Genomic DNA, 17,890 nt, shown 5'->3' with positions numbered 1-17,890 from the left:
ACTTAAAACAGTTTGCTGTTTTCGTTCCTCAACATTTTAGCAAACTATTTTTAGCCCATTATTAGGGCGTTAGGAGTCAGGTTGGAAACTGATAATAACTAATTATACACCTACCTAAATTTTGAAATTAAGATGGATGTCAGTCTAATAAATAGTTTGTTCGGACCAATTTTCACTAAGTTTCAAATGCCCGCTGAGCTAGGCAGCAGTAAACAAGGAAGTATTTTGATTTATAGATTTTTATCAATATTCGCAGTGCTCTTTTTATTATCAGCTTGCACAACAGGAAAGCTTTATTACACGAAGGCTTCTGGCGAACGTGTTTTAGGGTGTGATGTGGAGTTTGTTGGTTTACCAAGTGTAGACAAGTTTGCGGTTGAATATGCACTAAGCCTTTGCGCAAAAAGCTCTGTTAAAAAAGGGTATTCCATAGATAAAGAAAAGGAATATCTACTTAACCTAGATCTTCAAATTCCAGAGCCAAAATGTGGTCAATCTTGGAACCATAAGTCGGCAAAAGAGCTGTATAAAACTGGCAAACTGTCAAAGAAGGAATATGGCTATATTGTCGCTCACATAGACTTGGGTTTAGCGGTTGTTAATGAATGTTCACCTTTAGCTCAATAAACTTAATCATTTGGAGTGTTTGGGCGAGACATGCAGGATGGCTTCGCCACTTATCCGACCTACCCAACTAGTTAGCCTTTTTCACAAACTTCGCTGTTACCATCATTTCGCCAATGCCATCTACTTTACAATCTAGCTCGTGATCTTTTTTATCAAGCACACGCCTTACGACCGCTTTGGTGCCAATTTTAATAACTTGCGAGCTGCCTTTTATTTTTAAATCTTTGGCTACGGTTACTTTATCGCCATCATTAAGTTGGGTGCCGTTGGCATCTTTAACTGAAATTGCGTCTTCATCGCTTGTACTATTTGGGTTCCATTCATAGGCGCATTCAGGGCAAATAAGCATTTGTTGGTCTTCGTAAACATATTCAGATTGGCACTGTGGGCAGGCAGGATGTGACATTTATAACGCTCATAAAATAGTAATTTTGCGTATTTTAATCTGCATTAATAGGAAAATATAGTTAATCAATATTTTTTATCTTCACGCTAAAAATATCTCGTTTGTGTGGTTTTTAAAAAGGGCATATAAAGCAGATGTCGCTTAAGCAATTTAAGCGCTAACACTTACAGTAGGTATTTGTTAAAGCACCCATCGGATTAAGTGATACGCGCAATGCACACTTAGTACGATGGGTGTTTCTATTTATAGTGCGATAATTTAAAGATCGCACGCATTTATATTTGGCTTACTACCGATTGGTATAACTAGGAAAAGTCGTGTTTAAAACCTTAATAGTGGTTGATAACAACGAGCAAACACTTGCTCAATATTTCGAAAATGTAATTACGTTTAATAGTTACTTGCGTGATTACCCAAAACATAATGAACCTAAAACCCGCATTATTAATTTATGCGACTCAAGCCAATACTTGAGTAAGGGTTACTATTGCTCATTGCTTGCTGAGGCGCGCAAACACCAAGTATTACCAAGTGTAAAAACAATAAACGCGCTTCGAAGTGGCCAAGCACCTATGTTAAATGTGGGGCAAATTGATGGTGAAATTTACTTTGGTAATGCGCTAAACGAATTACAAAGTAAAGCGGCTAAATCGGTATTTAAACAATACCCAGCGCCTATTTTATATGTCGATGAGCAAGGTTTGTTACAGCAAGGTTCGCTTAGCTCTTTAAACGAGGAGCAATACAGCAATTTTGTAGCTAAATTAAATATGTTTACCCAAACTCAATGGCGTATTGGTAATGTGCAGCGCCGTTTTAGATGGGATATGGCAATACTGGTTGATCATAACGAAAAAGTACCACCGAGTGATAAAGACGCCATTGCCCGTTTTATAAAAGCAGCAGCTAAACATGGTATTAATGCGCAAGCACTCAGTTTTGATGAAATTGACAACATTGCCCAGTTTGATGCGTTATTTATTCGCCAAACTACAGCGATTGACCACCCAACGTATCGCCTTGCAAGCAAAGCGCAAAGCCTAGGTTTAGTGGTTATTGATGACGCCGAGTCTATTTTACGTTGTTGTAATAAAGTGTATTTACACGATGCGTTTAATTATCAAAAAGTGCCCAGTTTAAAAACGGTTGTAGTGGCTGATCAATCAGCGCAAACGCTTGAGCAATTAGAAGAGGCGTTTACCTATCCGCTTGTGTTAAAAATGCCTGAAGGGTCTTTCTCAAAAGGGGTGTTTAAAGTTGCAAACCGCAGTGAGCTTGAAGCTAAATTAACTGAGCTGTTTGAATATAGCGCATTGGTACTTGCGCAAGAATATATGTATACAGAATACGATTGGCGAGTAGGGGTATTAAATGGCCGCGCTATATATGCGTGTCGCTATTTAATGGCGCGCAACCATTGGCAAATTTATAACCATGACGCTAAGCGGTTTTTCTCGGGTGGCTTTGAAACGCTACCTACCTTTGAGTTACCAAAAGCCGTATTAGATGCCGCATTAAAAGCATGTAAAACAGTGGGTAAAGGATTATATGGCGTAGATGTTAAAGAGCAACAAGGCAAAGCATACGTGCTTGAAGTAAATGACAATCCAAGTATTGATCACAAAGTAGAAGACGGCTATTTAGGCGACGAGCTATACATGATCATTATGGACGAATTTAAACAACGTTTAGAAGCCCGAGGCCGTGGTTAACAACATGAGTAACCTTGTTATTCGTAAAGCACTTAGCAGAGATTTAAACGCATTGATTGACGTTGAAAATGCGTGCTTTAATAACGATAAATTGAGCCCGCGCAGTTTAAAGCGCTGGTTAAGTGCTAAACACGGTATTTTGCTAATTGCAGAAAATGGCGAGCAAGTATGCGGCTATGGGCTTGTGTGGTGCCATAAAGGTACACGTTTAGCGCGTTTATATTCGCTAGCTGTAAAACCCACAATGCAAGGTAAAGGCATTGCCAAAATGCTATTAGCTGCGCTTGAAAAACAAACCTGTGAGCGTGGGCGTATTTACTTGAGATTAGAAGTGGCCGTAAATAACGACAGTGCAATTGGGCTTTATAAAAGTTTGGGTTACAGAGTCTTTGGTCAATATAGCGATTATTATGACGATCACAGTGATGCGCTGCGAATGCAAAAAAATATTCGCCAAACGAGTGAGCTAAAAGTAGCGCGATTAACGCCATGGTATCAGCAAACTACCGAGTTTACCTGTGGGCCTGCGGCGTTATTAATGGCAATGGGGGCACTTAAGCCAACAACGGAGCTTAGCCAATCACACGAGCTGGCACTGTGGCGTGAAGGCACCACCATTTTTATGACCTCAGGGCATGGTGGTTGCCATCCGTTTGGTCTAGCACTTGCCGCTAACAAACGCGGCTTTAAAAGCGAAGTAATGGTTAATACCACAGAGCCTTTGTTTTTAGATGGCGTACGCAATGAGAACAAAAAATTGGTACTAGCTACTGTTCATGAACAATTTGTTGATGGCATTGCACAGGCAAATATACCGCTGATGCATAAAGATGTAGAGCTTGAGCATATTGAACAGTGGTTAAGCCAAGGCTTTAGCGTACTGTTATTGATTAGTACATACAGTTTTGATGGTAAAAAATCACCGCATTGGGTGTGCGTTACCCACCTTGATGAGCACTGCGTGTATGTTCACGACCCATTTTGCGAGCCAGGAAGCGACAAACAACTCGCAATAGATTGCCAGTACGTGCCTATAGCGCGCAGTGATTTTAGTAAAATGTCAGCATTTGGTGGCCAACGGCTAAGAACCGCAGTGGCCATTGCTAATAATTAATAGGTATTTATTAAAGAGTGACTTTTTTAGATTTAATTGATGTAGCCCCTTATTCGTGGGCAGCCATTGGCACCGCCGCTTTTTGCGGTGCCATAATTGGTATAGAGCGCCAGTTACGAGGTAAACCTGTGGGTATTCGTACCTCAGCGTTAATAACGCTGGGCACGTATTTGTTTTTATCGACCGCGTTTAACTTACAAGGCGATGTGATTGATCATTCTCGTGTAGTGGGGCAAATAATTACAGGCATAGGCTTTTTAGGCGCTGGGGTCATGCTTGCAAAAGACGGCGCCGTAGTAGGGGTTACTTCAGCTGCAACCATTTGGGTGCTTGCCTCAATTGGCGTAATGATAGCCACCGACAATTTAGGCGCTGCTATTAAACTTTCAGTGCTGGTGGTTGGTATTTTATATGGTGTAGATGTACTTGAGGCTAAATTTAAAAGTTTAAGTAAAGGCGTACACGCTAAAGTAAAAAACTATCAAAAGCGTTACTACCGAAAAGACTTTAACGACATAGAACGCCACTAATTTAGTGGCGTTTTTGCATTAGCCAAATAATTTTCTTCTTACTACTCTTCTGTACTCGCTTGGCGTTTGGCTTAGCACTTTTTTAAACACGCGAGTTAAATGCCCTTGGTCGTTATAACCAACCTCAAGCGCCACTTCTTGAATAGTTAAATTAGACGACGCTAATAATTCTTTAGCACCTTCAACCCGTAATTGCTGCCAATATTCTATAGGGCTTTGATTAGTTGCAAGCTTAAAACGCCGTGTGAAGGTACGGTAGCTTAAACTAAATTGTGTAGCTACTTCTTGCAGGTTTAACTCGCTTGCTAAATTAGTTTTAAGCCAAAACTGAATTTGCGCTATGAGTTCATCTGGGTGGCGGTCAACCGCGCCTTCAAGGTAGCGCTGATCTTCGTACGGTTTACGTACTTCGTGCGAAAAGTTACGTTCTACGTGCTGCGCAGCGGCTTTGCCGTAATATTGGCTAATAATATGTACGATCACATCGGCAAGGGCATTTAAGCTTGCCACCGTATACATGCGCTCAGATTGGGTTATAAAAAAGTCAGGTTTTAGGCTTACTAATGGGTAGTCGTGGCTAAATTGTTTTGCATAATGCCAGTGGGTTGTTGCAGGGTGCCCATCAAGTAACCCTGCCTCTGCAATTAAGCAGTTACCAGTGCCCACACCAATTATATGGCTGCCAGTTTCAAAGCTTTCTTGTAGCCATTCAACAATTTCTAAATTAGTACGAACGACAGGGCGAGGGTTTCGCCAAATGCCGGGGACTATAATTAAATCGTTATATGGTGCGTTGGCAGTCGTGAAGTCGGGAACTATAGCAAGGCCTGTACGGGTTTGTATTGGCTCATTATTTTTAGCAATTAAATTTATACTAAGTGGTCTAAAGTCAGCTGGGTTTAAGTGGCCTTTTGCATAGGCTTCGCCCGCTCTCAGCATTTCAATGGGGAGCGTTAAACTGGTAATAAGTAGGTGTGGGTACACAGTGATTGCAATGTTTAGCGCGGGGTTAAGCGATTTTTTATTCATTTCAATGCTCCGACCAGTACTTTTTGGCCTTTTATGCAGAATATTTGGCTATTAAAGCATAAAGAGTTGTTATTAATCCAATTAAACTGTTTGCTTCTCCAATAACACGCATTAAAGGTTAATAATGACAGCATTACCCGTAATAGTAGGCATGGGCGGTATAAACGCCGCAGGCCGAACTTCTTTTCATCAAGGTTACCGCCGTATCGTATTAGATGCATTAAACGCACAAGATCGTAGTGAAACATTTTTAGGCCTCGCCACATTAATGAACTTGGTAAGCGTTGTTGATGGTAACCTTCAAGATTCAAATGGTAATAATGTTGAGCAAAGCGACATAGAAGCACGCTTTGGTGAGCAAATTATTGCTGGCACACTTATTCGTAAAATTGAAAAAGAACATTTTGATGCAGATGCCACGCCTTGGCAGCAAAAAATGACCTTAAAGACATCTGATGAAAACGCAATTGTATTTGAAACTCGCGCACGTGATTTACCAACCCCTGTGCCTGCAAGCTGGAATGTGCAAGAGCTTGACGGCAAAAAAGTAAAAGTAACCATAGCCGCAGACTTAGACGTAAAGCTTGATTCTACCCGTGACAACCCAATTAAATCGGCAGGGCAGCTTCCTACTGGGTTTGACCCATCAATTATGTATAACAGCCGTTATCAGCCTCGCGGTTTGCAAGCCACCATTTTTGCTGCAAACGACGCGATTAAATCAACAGGCCTTGACTGGCAACGCATAATGAATAGCGTAGAGCCAGATAAAATTGGTACCTATTCAGCCTCTGTTATTGGCCAAATGGACGACAAAGGGTTAGGTGGTTTAGTTAAAGCGCGTCAGCAGGGCGATCGCGTTAGTACTAAGCAATTAGCACTAGGTTTAAACACAATGTCGACTGATTTCATAAACGCATACGTTACCGGTAATGTAGGTACTACGTTTTCTACCTCGGGGGCATGTGCCACTTTTTTATATAACTTACGCGCTGCAGTAAACGATATTCAAGCTGGGCGCACCCGTGTTGCGGTTGTTGCAAGTGTTGAATGCGCTATTACGCCAGAAGTAGTTGAAGGGTTTGGTAATATGAGCGCCCTTGCAAATGTTGAAGGCCTGCGCCGTTTAGATAACTTAAGTAGTGAACAAGAGCCCGATTACCGTAAAAGTAGCCGCCCATTTGGCGAAAACTGTGGTTTTACATTAGGTGAAGGCGCACAAGTCACTATTTTAATGGATGATGCATTAGCACTAGAGCTTGGTGCAGACATTATGGGCTCAGTACCTGATGTATTTGTAAATGCCGATGGTATTAAAAAATCAATCACCTCACCGGGCCCGGGTAATTACATTACCATGGCTAAATCTGCGGCATTGGCAACAAGCTTATTAGGTAAAGACGCGCTACAAAACCGCAGCTTTATTTTAGCGCACGGTTCAAGTACGCCGCAAAACAGAGTAACTGAGTCACTTATTTATCACAAAGTAGCGCAAACCTTTGCTATTGATAACTGGAAAGTAACGGCGCCAAAAGCTTATGTAGGGCATACAATTGCTCCTGCCAGTGGCGATCAGTTAGCGATTGCGCTGGGTGTATTTAGCCATAATATTATGCCGGGTATTACTACCATAGATAAAGTTGCTGACGATGTTTATGCAGATCACTTAGATATACGAAACAGTCATTACGATTGCGGCGATATGGACATAGCCTTTATAAACTCAAAAGGCTTTGGCGGTAATAACGCCACAGCGACTGTACTTAGCGCAAAAGTAACAATGCAAATGCTTGCTAAGCGCCATGGTGAAAAAGCGATGAGTGATTACGCTGATAAAAATACATCTGTTGTTGCTGCGCAAAATACCTATAAAGCGCAAGCTGACCTTGGTAAGTACGAATTAGTATATCGTTTTGGTGATGGCGCCATTGACGATAACGACATTGTAATTGGAGAAGACGGTATTGAACTACCAGGTTTTGATAAAGCCATCTCGTTTAGTACAACCCACTCCTATCAAGATATGTTTTAAGCACACATACTTGAAACCCAAGGCGCTTTATTAAGCGCCTTTTTTATATTTATGAGTTTATTAGTCTATAGTTAAATTTTGGTTAGTTATAAATATAAGCTTGCATCTTTTTATAATGTTTGTTTCTATAATAGCTACTTTGCGTTCTAGGATGGATAATCAAATGAAAAAACTCTCTATAGCTCTTTCTATAATACCTGCATTAACTTGTGTGCCAGTAATGGCAGATTTTGTGCCAGCTGAAGTTGTTAAAGATAACTACAATAAACAAATACATCTTCTCGTGTGTCACGCTTTGAAGGCTTAAATTTAAGTAGTTATGTTGTGAATGAAAGTGGTCAAGTTAGTGATATTGAAATTGTTGCATCTATCGGGCAAGGCAAATACAAAAGAGAAGTTGTAGAGTATGTGTCAAAACTAAATTACAAAAGTGCTCAGGTCGATGGTAAATCAGTGCCAAGTGCAAAGCTTATTACTGTAATGTCTCAAAATTTACACTTGGGGTACACTAATGACAAAGCAACACATGGCTTTTTTAATGATTATGAAGCGGCAAGTAATTTAATTAATGAAAAAAAACTAGACGAAGCGCAAAGTAAAATAATAGAGCTAGAACGCGATCATGCTAAAAATACAGTTGAAATAGTATTACTTTCATGGTTAAAAAGTCAGCATAGCTATTTTACGAAAGATTGGAACGGCTTTGATAAACACATTAACAATGCATTTTTGTTCAGAGATAATTTACCAGATCAGATAAAAGTGCGAGTGGTAAAAAATGCTTTGCAATGGTTTATTTCTAAACAGGACTATGTGCGTGCCTATGATGCAATTGATGCCCTAGGAAATATTAAAGCCTTTGTTTTTACAGATGAAAATAAACAACAGTTGTTAACTCAAGTTAATGATATTTATAAAAACTCAGGCGATATAAACCAGCAGATAATGATTGAAACAGAACAAGCCGTTATGCCTTTATTGTCTAAAAGTGAAGTTGTGCTTGAATCAACAATGCCACTTAGCAAGGTTCAACTGCGCTGTGAAAATAAAGTGGTAAATTACAACACAAGCGCTATTGATAAAATTACTATTTCTAAAGACGATTTACGCTGTGGACTATTAATTAAAAGTGCGCAAGCACAAACGGTCACTTTAAAACAAAGTGGTTATGCTTTTTTGTAAATAGCTAACAAAATAGTCTTAATAAAAACCCCAATAATTGGGGTTTTTTATGCTTAAGCTATATTACTTTAATTTTTTTACATACCTGAGCGTTATAAAGTTAATTATAGCCAGCAAAATGGCTACTTCATATCGGTTATTTGCCACAGCAATACCAATTAAACCCATGTTCCATATGCTCGCTGCGGTTGCAGTACCTGATGTTGACTGGTTATTCTTCAAAATTGCGCCACCACCAATAAATCCGATGCCGGTTATAATTCCTTGTAGCATTTTAGATTGTGCTTCAGATGAGTCTAACACCGACATAGCTATAAGTGCGTACCCGCACGATGCAACCGCGACTAAAGGAAATGTTCTTAGCCCAGCCCCATCTTTACTTCGCTCTCTGTCGTATGCCATTGGCAATGCGAGAGCGTAGGCAATGCCTAAGTGAATTAAGTTATCTAAGATTTCGTTCCACTGTAAATCAAATTCCATTGCTATTCTCAATTAAATAAATTTAAGTTACAAAAGCAAGTGCCGCGCCAAATATAAAAACATTAAAAATCAATGAGTTGCTTTTCACGCCAGGTTAGTTGAGAGCATATTTAGTAAAATGTACACATTGGTTTATCACTTTTACCTCATGTGTTTATAGGTGTATTTAAATTGGTTTTACAACTTTTTACAGTCTTAATTTTATAATCGTTTAGTATTTATAAATATTTTAGAGGAGGGGATTATGAAATTATTAGTAACTATTTTAATAAGTGTGTTTTTAAGTGGTTGCACGGTGGCAGGAGTTTTAATAGATGGGCATGCCCAAAATAACGAAAAATTAAATCAAAATATGAATAGCACTGCTCGTTCAGATCCTTACAAAGATCCCTTTAAACCCATTACAAAAGATAGAGAAGGGTTTTCTTTTACAAAACTAGGTTTAAAAATTGATTCTGCATTAGTCGACTTTGTCAGTGTGGAGAATAATCAACAGCGCAAAGTGTGTAGAAAGGTAGGTAAAAGTTTAAAAGAGTGCGTAGAACTAGAGAATCCAGAACTACACACTAACGAGGCTACGCAGTTAAAAACTGACTATGAAATAATAAGTGTTGGTCAATAAAGCTACTGATGAAAAAGTAACTATGGTCGTAACCTTCTTGCATTTCAAGCGTTAACGGGTAACCCTTATCGTGAGCAACTGCCACTAGGTTTTGTGGTTTGAGTTGCTCTTCTAAAAAACCATCGGCACCCCCTTGAGATACCAGCATAGGTAGGTAATCCGCTTGCGTTGCTAGTTTCATAAGTTCGCAGGTATCGTATTGCTCCCAAAGTGATTTATTGTCACCTAAATAACCAGTAAATGCTTTTATCCCCCAAGGGCAATTTATTGGGTTAACTATTGGGCTAAACGCAGAGGCACTTACATAGGCTGTTGGATTTTTAAGTGCAAGCATTAAAGCACCGTGCCCACCCATAGAATGACCACTAATGGCTTTTGTGCTGGTTACTGGGAAATGCTGTTCAATAAGCGCAGGTAGCTCATTAACCACGTAGTCGTACATATTAAAATGTGTGTTGTAAGGTGCTTGCGTTGCATTAACATAAAAGCCAGCACCTTGCCCAAAGTCGTAATTATCATCGTTGGGTACATTATCGCCACGCGGACTCGTATCGGGTGCCACTATTGCAAAACCCAGCTCGGCGGCTTTTTTAAAAGCGCCTGCTTTTTGCATAAAATTTTCGTCGGTGCAGGTTAAACCCGATAGCCAATAAAGCACAGGTACTTTGTTTTTTTCACTTGCATCAGGTGGTAAAAATACTGCAAAACGCATAGTGCAATGGGTACTTGTTGCAGCATGGGTATATTGCTTATGCCAACCACCGGCTACTTTTGTACTTGATATATTCTCTAACATAATAATCCTTAAAAGCCGTAAACTTTTTGGTTTTATGGCTTTTTATTAAGTCGTTTACTAAGTGCTTATTAGTAATGAATTACGGTACGAATACTTTTACCTTCGTGCATTAAATCAAACGCGTCGTTAATTTCCTCAAGGCTCATTGTGTGGGTAATAAAGTCGTTTAACGCAAATTCACCCGCCATGTAGCGCTCAACAATTTCAGGAAGTTGCGAGCGGCCTTTAACACCACCAAATGCGCTACCACGCCATACTCGGCCAGTTACCAGTTGGAAAGGACGTGTAGAAATTTCTTGGCCAGCACCGGCTACACCAATAATTACAGATTCCCCCCAACCTTTATGACAACACTCAAGTGCAGAGCGCATTACATCAACATTACCAATACATTCAAACGAGTAGTCAACACCACCGTCAGTCATTTCAACAATTACTTCTTGAATTGGTTTGTCGAAGTCTTTAGGGTTTATTAAATCAGTTGCGCCAAGTTTAGTGGCAAGGTCAAATTTACTGGTGTTAATGTCTACACCAATAATACGACTCGCGCCTGCCATTTTTGCACCAATAATTGCAGATAAACCAATACCACCCAGGCCAAATATAGCAACGGTATCGCCTTCTTTAACTTTGGCTGTGTTAGTTACCGCACCCATTCCGGTTGTTACACCACACCCTAATAAACAAATTTCTTCTAAAGAAGCTTCTTTGTTTACTTTGGCTAATGAGATTTCTGGAAGTACTGTGTACTCAGAAAACGTAGACGTACCCATGTAGTGGTAAATTGGCTGGCCGTCTTTAAAAAAGCGTGTTGTGCCGTCTGGCATTAAGCCTTTTCCTTGGGTTTCACGTACTGCTGAACACAAGTTAGTTTTGCCAGATGTACACATTTTACAAACGCCACATTCCGCTGTGTATAAAGGAATAACATGATCGCCCACTTCAACACTTGTTACGCCTTCGCCAACTGCGTATACAACGCCTGCGCCTTCGTGGCCTAAAATAGCTGGGAATATGCCTTCAGGATCTTCACCTGATAAGGTAAATGCATCGGTATGACAAACACCAGTAGCAGTAATTTTTACCATTACTTCGCCTTTTTTAGGCATCATCACATCAACTTCTTCAACGCTTAAAGGTTGGTTTGGGCCCCAAGCAATCGCCGCTTTTGATTTAATAAATTCAGACATGTGTTTATCCTTTGTAGTGGTATTAAATATCAATTGTAGACCCAATTTGTTTGGGTGATGCGACTATTGTATTTGTTTCTCATATAATGATAATCTCTGATTTATTAAAACACTTTTACAGTATGGTAATAATGGCACGTTGGGACGGGATTGATGAATTTATAGCAGTCGGTGAAGAGGGGAGCTTTACTGCTGCGGCAAAAACGTTAGGGCTTTCGGTTGCGCATATTAGCCGGCATGTAACCACCCTTGAGCAACGTTTAAATACCCAGCTTTTAACGCGTACTACCCGCAAAGTGGTTCTTACCAAAGAGGGTGAGATTTTTTTACATCAAATAAAGCACTTACAGCATGCAATGGACGATGCTACGCAAGGCCTTGCAACACATCAAACTACGCCTAAAGGAAAAATTAAGTTAACGGCCCCTGTCATGTATGGGGAGACATTTATTATGCCTATTGTGCACAATTTTATGTACGATCACCCTGAAGTAGAAGTTATTGCCACCTTAAGTAACGAACAAGAAGATTTATTAGATGGAGGGTTTGATTTAGCAATACGGTTAGGGCATTTAAAAGATTCAAGTTTAAAAGCTCGAAGGTTAAGTGCTCGGCGCTTTATAATGTGTGCATCGCCTTCATATTTAAGGCGCTTTGGTGAGCCGCATACCTTGGGTGAATTAAATAATCACCAGTGCTTAATAGGTAATAGCAGTTATTGGCGTGTAAACGAAAATGAGCGTGAAAAACACATTAAAATTGCTGGTAGGCTACAGTGCAATAGTGGGTGGGCACTTGTTGATGCTGCTAAAAAAGGCTTAGGAATTGTACAACTGCCTGACTACTACATAGGAGGCGAGGTTAACAGTGGTGAGCTTGTGCCTATTTTAACGTCATACCAACCTAAGCAAGAGGGTGTGTGGGGTGTTTATCCGCCGCGTCAGTTTGTAGCCACTAATGTACGTGTATTGCTAGATTATTTAGTTGCTGACCTCAAAGCGTAAATTGCGCTAAATAGATTGCTGAAAAATCAGCCAAGTCTCAGATTTATAAATTATTTCTTACATTTATGGTCATATTCAATTGCGCTAACTTCGTGCTACTATAGCCGAACACTTTTAACACAAATGTTTTAAATAATATGTTTCAACCGGTTAGCCTATTTATAGGACTTAGATACAGCCGCTCCTCTAAAGGGAACGCGTTTATATCGTTTATTTCTTTTTTTTCTATTGCCGGTATTGCTATTGGTTTAATGGCTTTATTTACTGTAAGCAGTGTAATGAACGGCTTTGAGCACAGTTTAAAAACCAATATGTTAGGCCTCATTCCTCATATTGAAGTTGAATCTGGAAAGCATAAACCAGATGAAATGTCGGCTCTTAAATCAAATCTAGCTAAATCTCCTTACGTGGAACACGTTAATTTATATCGCCATGGCGAAGCTATTTTACAAACCAATAAAGATCTTCACGGCGTATTGCTGCAAGGCTTATATGACAATAACGGTGCGTTATACAAAGTGACTGACAAAATAGTGCAAGGTAATTGGCAAACAGTACTAAGTACAAACTATAACATTGCTATAAGCCGCTATTTAAGTCGAAAACTGGGCATTGGTTTAGGTGATAAACTCCGTGTGATCATGCCAAATGCATCTACTTACACGCCTTTGGGGCGTGTGCCTAGCCAGCGTTTATTTAAAGTTGCAGCAATATACGAAACAGGCTCTGAAATAGACATGGCACTTGCCTTTACAAGTGGGGCATCGCTTCAGCGTGTTTTAAAGTTAAATAAAAATGTTGCCCCAAATTTAAGCGTGTCACTTTATGAACCTTTCGAATTAGATGAATTTACAGACGCGAGCAAACTTATTTTAAAGGGTTACAACTATTCAGACTGGCGAAGCACCCAAGGTACTTTATTTGCCGCAGTAGCAATGGAAAAGCGGATTATGTCTATGCTACTTGCACTTATTGTGCTGGTGGCTGTATTTAATATTGTATCAGCCTTAACAATGATGGTGAGTGAAAAACAAGGGGAAGTTGCGATACTGCAAACTCTTGGCCTTACCCCATCGCAAGTACAAAAAGTATTTATGGTTCAAGGGCTTTATAACGGAGTTATTGGCACATTAATTGGGGCTTTTGTGGGTGTACTACTGAGTTTATACATTAATGAACTACTTGAATTAGTTGGCTTGAATCTACTTGCTGGCATTGAATTACCTGTGAAATTTGATGTGATTAGTTTAGCAATAATTGCGTTTGCCAGTATTGCTATGAGCTTTTTAGCTACCTTATATCCTGCGCGCAAAGCCGCAAAAGTTAAACCAGCAGAGGTGTTGCGTTATGAATGATTTAGTAATTAGTTGTGAAAATTTAAGCAAAGTATACCAAGACGGTAATAACCCAGTAGAAGTGTTAAAAGGCGTTGACTTATCACTTCAACAAGGTGAAATGCTGGCTATTGTAGGTAGCTCTGGCTCGGGCAAAAGTACGCTTTTGCATGTACTCGGTACACTTGATACTGCCACTGCAGGTATTGCTAAAATCAAAAATCAAGAAGTGGCTAAGTTATCTCGCACTGAACAAGCAGCATTTAGAAATAACAACCTAGGGTTTATTTATCAGTTTCACCATTTATTGATGGAGTTTAGTGCTGTTGAAAATGTAGCAATGCCACTATTAATAAAAGGTTTAACTGCAAAAGAAGCCAAATTACAGGCGCTCGACATGCTCGAAAAAGTTGGCCTTGCGCATAGAAGTGCGCATAAACCTTCAGCACTTTCAGGAGGAGAGCGCCAACGTGTTGCTATTGCCCGTGCTTTGGTAACCAAACCTGCGTTGGTTCTTGCTGATGAGCCAACCGGTAATTTAGACAAGCAAAACGCAATTAAAATTTATGATTTAATAAACGAGCTAAACCAAAGTTTAAACACCAGTTTTGTAGTGGTAACTCACGACTTAGAGCTTGCTGATAAGCTAGGTAAAATTGCGTATTTAGATGACGGTAAATTAGCAGTAAAAGAGTCTAGCCATGTTGCTTAGTGCATTTTTAAGTAAACGGTTTAGAGCTTACTCTGGCCATAAAGACGAAAAAAACGGCTTTGTTAGTTTTATTGCTAAGGCTTCTACTATCGGTATTTTATTGGGGGTAGCTGTATTAATTGTTGCACTTTCAGTAATTAATGGCTTTGAGCAACAATTAGTCCATCGTTTATTAAGCGTAGTACCACAGGTTGAATATGTAGCGCCAAGCCGTCCTATTGCTAACTGGCAACAAAAAATAGCTAATTTAGAAAGTCAGCCGCATGTCACTGGGGCTGCTCCATTTATAGCGGTGAATGGTATGGCACAGTATAAAAGCCAATTAAAAGCGGTTGAAATACGGGGTGTTAGCCCTTTGTTTGAGGGTAAGGTTTCTGCAGTGAATCAGTTTGTAACAGGCAAATTGGTGAGCCAACTATCCACTGAAGAGGTTATTTTAGGCCAGCAAATAGTAAAGCAACTTAATGCTAAAGTGGGTGATAATATTACTTTGCTAATACCTCAAGTTGGGCAAACGGGAGGGCAGTTATTAGCACCTAAACGCGTTACATTGAGCCTTGCTGGTGTTATTGAAATGGGTGGCCCCATTGATAGCACGGCTGCGTTTATACATTTAACAAAAGCACAGCAAACACTTGGCTACGACGAAACCCAAGTAACAGGTTTAAGATTAAGTGTTGATGACGTGTTCTCGGCGCACCAGATAGCGCTTAATGTAGGGCAAACTATTAGCGATTATGTGTATATCTCTAGTTGGTTTAGAACACAAGGCAGTTTATACCAAGATATACAAATGGTTCGTACCATTGTGTATATTGTTGTGTTTTTAATAATTGCTGTTGCGAGTTTTAATATTGTGTCGTCGCTAGTCATGGAAGTGCGTGAAAAAGAAGGCAATATCGCCATTTTAAAAACCATGGGCGCGAAAGACAGCACTATTTTAGCCACCTTCGTAATGCAAGGGTTAACGCAAGCGTTTGTAGGGGTATTGCTCGGTACTTTTATAGGTGTTGTATTGGCATTAAATATAAGTGAATTATTTGCTTGGCTAAGCCAGTTAATGGGGGCTAATCCTCTTGAGGGCGTTTACTTTATTGAGTTTTTACCTAGTAAACTTGTACTCGAGGACATAGGAATTACAGTAATAGCGACCTTTATACTCGCAGTTTTTGCGACTATTTACCCTGCCTGGCAAGCTACACGAGTCGATCCCGCAAAGGTGCTTGGTAATTAACCTCATTAAAATAATAGGGTCGGGTTTGTAAAGCTGCTAAACTACGCGTTTATATAATGTTGAGCGCTATTGCTTAGCTTTACAATCCCTTACTCAGGAAATTACTTTGACAAATAACGATATTTTACGCCGCCTTCGCTACACTTTTAATTTAACAGATACTGCCATGGTTGATATTTTTGCTGCAGCAGAGGCCACAGTAACCACAGATCAAGTCATTGCATGGTTAATAAAAGAGGGCGAGCAAGGGTTTGTTGAAATTTCAGACACTGAGTTTGCATCGTTTTTAAACGGTTTTATCAACACTAAACGTGGTAAGCGTGACGGCGAACAACCAATACCAGAGAGTAAGTTAAATAACAATATTATCTTTATGAAGTTACGCATTGCTTTAAACATGAAGGCAGAAGATGTAATAGCCACGCTTGCATTGGTTGATTTTGATTTAAGCAAACACGAATTAAGTGCGTTTTCTCGTAAAGTAGACAACAAGCATTACCGAGTGTGTAACGATCAAATACTGCGTTTATTCTTAACAGGCGTTCAGCAGCAATACCGCCCTGAGTAATTACTAATAAATATTTTGTCCAAAAACGTTGTAATAACCAACGTTTTTTAGACAGTCATCGTTAAGTGTTTACTAATATTGTAATTAATCAAACATAGCGATAATATTTAAAGGCGAACTTTACTAGACCAATTTAAATAGCTTAAAAAGCAACCTTTACATAAATACAAAAATAGCGGCTTTTAAGCACATTATTTCAAGCCAACGAAAGTATAAAAGGAATTTAAAATGCAATTAATACCCGCAACATTTTATTTTCCGCCTGACAAAGAAAAAGACTTCCAGCATCAACTTAATAAAAGCACCGTTCACTTTGCTAATATAGCCTTGTATTTAGCTGCTTTATTTTTAACGATTTTGGTTATTCTTTCGTGGTTAAACGATGAACAATCTATATCCTCTGTTATTAATATTCTTAGACTTTCGATGGTTTGTTTGTCGTTTGTATTGGTTTATGTAAACAATAAATTAAAGGCAAAATACTTACATTATCGTTGTTTTGCTTATGGTATTTTATTTTGTGTTTTATTTGGGTATTTATTTTGGTCCTTTGTTGGGTTATATGGTTATTTAAACGAGGGAGGGCCTATGCTTGTAGTGGCTTCCTTTTCTGCAATACCCATGCTTCATTTAGGCCATAAACTTATTTTATGGACAATTACGGGGCTAAGCCTTTTAAGTGTTCATTTGTTTTCATCCACGCCAATAATATGGAGTCTTTACTTTTACATTAGTATTGTAATTGTGATGGCGTGTATTCAATATCAACTTGATATACTTTTACGTAAACAATATGAAGCAGAGCTCGTGGAAACACAAAAAGCGAATATAGATCAGCTAACAGGGTTGCATAATAGACACAGTTTTGACTCAGAATGTAAACGCTTAATGAATCAAATTAAGCCATCGCAATCGCTAGCGCTTGCTATGATCGATATCGATGATTTTAAAAAGTACAACGATAATTACGGTCATTTAGATGGAGATAAAATACTTATTGATGTTGCAAGCAGATTGCAAAATTGCGAGGCAGATATCGTTGTCAGGTTTGGCGGCGAGGAGTTCATCTTAGTTAAAATTTTAGGCCAAAACAAATTAGACTGGCTTGACGACTTACCTATTCGCTTTGCCTCAAGTCCGATAAGCCACGAATACTCAACATTTAAACGTATAACAGTTTCTGCTGGCGTGGTTGTAGCTGATTTTTGCTCCCTTCGTCCGGATATGAAAGTATTACTAGCATCTGCCGACAAAGCGATGTACGCAGCAAAAAATACAGGGAAGAATAAGGTAATTAAAGATTATATATCATAGCGTT

At 39.4% G+C, this 17,890-nt stretch carries 19 protein-coding genes; 14 read left to right on the top strand and 5 right to left on the bottom strand.

The features are described 5' to 3' along the window. Positions 1-186 precede the first annotated feature (186 nt). The gene (locus CWB62_RS02785) at positions 187-627 is read left to right on the top strand and encodes a hypothetical protein (protein WP_058403968.1); all 441 of its coding nucleotides are present in this window, start codon (positions 187-189) and stop codon (positions 625-627) included. 67 nt (positions 628-694) lie between these two features. Here CWB62_RS02785 and CWB62_RS02780 read toward each other — a convergent pair whose 3' ends face one another. Further along, a complete protein-coding gene (locus CWB62_RS02780; RefSeq protein ID WP_138530110.1) occupies positions 695-1,033 on the bottom strand; it encodes a zinc ribbon domain-containing protein YjdM in 339 nt (112 codons plus the stop codon). 317 nt (positions 1,034-1,350) lie between these two features. On the opposite strand from CWB62_RS02780, the gene CWB62_RS02775 reads away from it, so the two are divergent. From CWB62_RS02775 to CWB62_RS02765, 3 genes are read left to right on the top strand one after another with little or no spacing between them, the layout of a single operon-like run. After that, entirely contained in the window at positions 1,351-2,745 is a 1,395-nt protein-coding gene (locus CWB62_RS02775; protein WP_058403908.1) for a RimK family ATP-grasp domain-containing protein, read from the top strand. Between the two features lie 4 nt (positions 2,746-2,749). Continuing rightward, positions 2,750-3,859: a GNAT family N-acetyltransferase/peptidase C39 family protein gene (locus CWB62_RS02770; protein ID WP_058403969.1), complete on the top strand. Its 1,110-nt coding sequence runs from the start codon at positions 2,750-2,752 to the stop codon at positions 3,857-3,859. Positions 3,860-3,876: 17 nt separating this feature from the next. Next, a complete protein-coding gene (locus CWB62_RS02765; RefSeq protein ID WP_058403909.1) occupies positions 3,877-4,389 on the top strand; it encodes an MgtC/SapB family protein in 513 nt (170 codons plus the stop codon). Positions 4,390-4,407: 18 nt separating this feature from the next. Here the strand turns inward: CWB62_RS02765 and CWB62_RS02760 are convergent, their stop codons facing one another. Beyond that, on the bottom strand, positions 4,408-5,418 hold the full coding sequence (locus CWB62_RS02760) for a GlxA family transcriptional regulator (protein ID WP_138530112.1): 1,011 nt from the start codon (positions 5,416-5,418) through the stop codon (positions 4,408-4,410). 124 nt (positions 5,419-5,542) lie between these two features. Between CWB62_RS02760 and CWB62_RS02755 the strand changes: the two genes are divergently transcribed. The 3 genes from CWB62_RS02755 to CWB62_RS02750 all read left to right on the top strand — a co-directional run bounded on the left by CWB62_RS02755 (position 5,543) and on the right by CWB62_RS02750 (position 8,632). Further along, positions 5,543-7,450, top strand: coding sequence for a beta-ketoacyl synthase (locus tag CWB62_RS02755; protein WP_138530114.1), 1,908 nt, complete (start codon positions 5,543-5,545; stop codon positions 7,448-7,450). A 163-nt stretch (positions 7,451-7,613) separates the two neighbouring features. Continuing rightward, positions 7,614-7,757: a hypothetical protein gene (locus CWB62_RS18820; protein ID WP_235591416.1), complete on the top strand. Its 144-nt coding sequence runs from the start codon at positions 7,614-7,616 to the stop codon at positions 7,755-7,757. Between the two features lie 17 nt (positions 7,758-7,774). Further along, positions 7,775-8,632, top strand: coding sequence for an energy transducer TonB (locus CWB62_RS02750; protein ID WP_249310788.1), 858 nt, complete (start codon positions 7,775-7,777; stop codon positions 8,630-8,632). Positions 8,633-8,695: 63 nt separating this feature from the next. On the opposite strand, the gene CWB62_RS02745 is transcribed toward CWB62_RS02750, so the two are convergent. Next, positions 8,696-9,112, bottom strand: coding sequence for an MgtC/SapB family protein (locus CWB62_RS02745; protein ID WP_006794759.1), 417 nt, complete (start codon positions 9,110-9,112; stop codon positions 8,696-8,698). Between the two features lie 244 nt (positions 9,113-9,356). On the opposite strand from CWB62_RS02745, the gene CWB62_RS02740 reads away from it, so the two are divergent. Continuing rightward, complete coding sequence (locus CWB62_RS02740) at positions 9,357-9,734, top strand: hypothetical protein (RefSeq protein WP_138530116.1); 378 nt, start codon at positions 9,357-9,359, stop codon at positions 9,732-9,734. On the opposite strand, the gene fghA is transcribed toward CWB62_RS02740, so the two are convergent. Both fghA and CWB62_RS02730 read right to left on the bottom strand, forming a co-directional pair. Next, entirely contained in the window at positions 9,688-10,530 is an 843-nt protein-coding gene (gene fghA, locus CWB62_RS02735; RefSeq protein ID WP_138530118.1) for an S-formylglutathione hydrolase, read from the bottom strand. The two genes, CWB62_RS02740 and fghA, sit on opposite strands and share 47 nt — an antisense overlap. Before the next feature lie 68 nt (positions 10,531-10,598). Next, positions 10,599-11,720, bottom strand: coding sequence for an S-(hydroxymethyl)glutathione dehydrogenase/class III alcohol dehydrogenase (locus tag CWB62_RS02730; protein ID WP_138530120.1), 1,122 nt, complete (start codon positions 11,718-11,720; stop codon positions 10,599-10,601). Between the two features lie 131 nt (positions 11,721-11,851). On the opposite strand from CWB62_RS02730, the gene CWB62_RS02725 reads away from it, so the two are divergent. From CWB62_RS02725 to CWB62_RS02700, 6 genes are all read left to right on the top strand, one after another. Continuing rightward, entirely contained in the window at positions 11,852-12,724 is an 873-nt protein-coding gene (locus CWB62_RS02725) for a LysR family transcriptional regulator (protein WP_171034616.1), read from the top strand. Positions 12,725-12,861: 137 nt separating this feature from the next. Beyond that, on the top strand, positions 12,862-14,079 hold the full coding sequence (locus tag CWB62_RS02720) for a lipoprotein-releasing ABC transporter permease subunit (RefSeq protein WP_058403916.1): 1,218 nt from the start codon (positions 12,862-12,864) through the stop codon (positions 14,077-14,079). Then, on the top strand, positions 14,072-14,770 hold the full coding sequence (lolD, locus tag CWB62_RS02715; protein WP_058403917.1) for a lipoprotein-releasing ABC transporter ATP-binding protein LolD: 699 nt from the start codon (positions 14,072-14,074) through the stop codon (positions 14,768-14,770). The genes CWB62_RS02720 and lolD overlap by 8 nt, the downstream gene beginning before the upstream one ends. Beyond that, entirely contained in the window at positions 14,760-16,004 is a 1,245-nt protein-coding gene (locus tag CWB62_RS02710; RefSeq protein WP_058403918.1) for a lipoprotein-releasing ABC transporter permease subunit, read from the top strand. The genes lolD and CWB62_RS02710 overlap by 11 nt, the downstream gene beginning before the upstream one ends. A 106-nt stretch (positions 16,005-16,110) precedes the next feature. After that, positions 16,111-16,572: a YehS family protein gene (locus CWB62_RS02705; RefSeq protein ID WP_058551885.1), complete on the top strand. Its 462-nt coding sequence runs from the start codon at positions 16,111-16,113 to the stop codon at positions 16,570-16,572. Between the two features lie 228 nt (positions 16,573-16,800). Further along, on the top strand, positions 16,801-17,886 hold the full coding sequence (locus CWB62_RS02700; RefSeq protein WP_138530124.1) for a GGDEF domain-containing protein: 1,086 nt from the start codon (positions 16,801-16,803) through the stop codon (positions 17,884-17,886). The last annotated feature ends 4 nt before the right edge of the window (positions 17,887-17,890 follow it).

The organism is Pseudoalteromonas sp. S408 (assembly GCF_005886645.1).
Lineage (GTDB): Bacteria > Pseudomonadota > Gammaproteobacteria > Enterobacterales > Alteromonadaceae > Pseudoalteromonas.
The sequence above is the reverse complement of the archived record's forward strand: the minus strand, read 5'-3'. Positions and strand labels throughout refer to the sequence as shown.

Excerpts from the sequence above, each read along its gene's own strand:
- CWB62_RS02785 (WP_058403968.1), top strand. The coding sequence starts at position 187 with ATGCCCGCTGAGCTAGGCAGCAGTAAACAAGGAAGTATTTTGATTTAT.
- CWB62_RS02780 (WP_138530110.1), bottom strand. The coding sequence starts at position 1,033 with ATGTCACATCCTGCCTGCCCACAGTGCCAATCTGAATATGTTTACGAA.
- CWB62_RS02770 (WP_058403969.1), top strand. The coding sequence starts at position 2,750 with ATGAGTAACCTTGTTATTCGTAAAGCACTTAGCAGAGATTTAAACGCA.
- CWB62_RS02760 (WP_138530112.1), bottom strand. The coding sequence starts at position 5,418 with ATGAATAAAAAATCGCTTAACCCCGCGCTAAACATTGCAATCACTGTG.
- CWB62_RS02755 (WP_138530114.1), top strand. The coding sequence starts at position 5,543 with ATGACAGCATTACCCGTAATAGTAGGCATGGGCGGTATAAACGCCGCA.
- CWB62_RS18820 (WP_235591416.1), top strand. The coding sequence starts at position 7,614 with ATGAAAAAACTCTCTATAGCTCTTTCTATAATACCTGCATTAACTTGT.
- CWB62_RS02745 (WP_006794759.1), bottom strand. The coding sequence starts at position 9,112 with ATGGAATTTGATTTACAGTGGAACGAAATCTTAGATAACTTAATTCAC.
- CWB62_RS02740 (WP_138530116.1), top strand. The coding sequence starts at position 9,357 with ATGAAATTATTAGTAACTATTTTAATAAGTGTGTTTTTAAGTGGTTGC.
- fghA (WP_138530118.1), bottom strand. The coding sequence starts at position 10,530 with ATGTTAGAGAATATATCAAGTACAAAAGTAGCCGGTGGTTGGCATAAG.
- CWB62_RS02730 (WP_138530120.1), bottom strand. The coding sequence starts at position 11,720 with ATGTCTGAATTTATTAAATCAAAAGCGGCGATTGCTTGGGGCCCAAAC.
- CWB62_RS02725 (WP_171034616.1), top strand. The coding sequence starts at position 11,852 with ATGGCACGTTGGGACGGGATTGATGAATTTATAGCAGTCGGTGAAGAG.
- CWB62_RS02720 (WP_058403916.1), top strand. The coding sequence starts at position 12,862 with ATGTTTCAACCGGTTAGCCTATTTATAGGACTTAGATACAGCCGCTCC.
- lolD (WP_058403917.1), top strand. The coding sequence starts at position 14,072 with ATGAATGATTTAGTAATTAGTTGTGAAAATTTAAGCAAAGTATACCAA.
- CWB62_RS02710 (WP_058403918.1), top strand. The coding sequence starts at position 14,760 with ATGTTGCTTAGTGCATTTTTAAGTAAACGGTTTAGAGCTTACTCTGGC.
- CWB62_RS02700 (WP_138530124.1), top strand. The coding sequence starts at position 16,801 with ATGCAATTAATACCCGCAACATTTTATTTTCCGCCTGACAAAGAAAAA.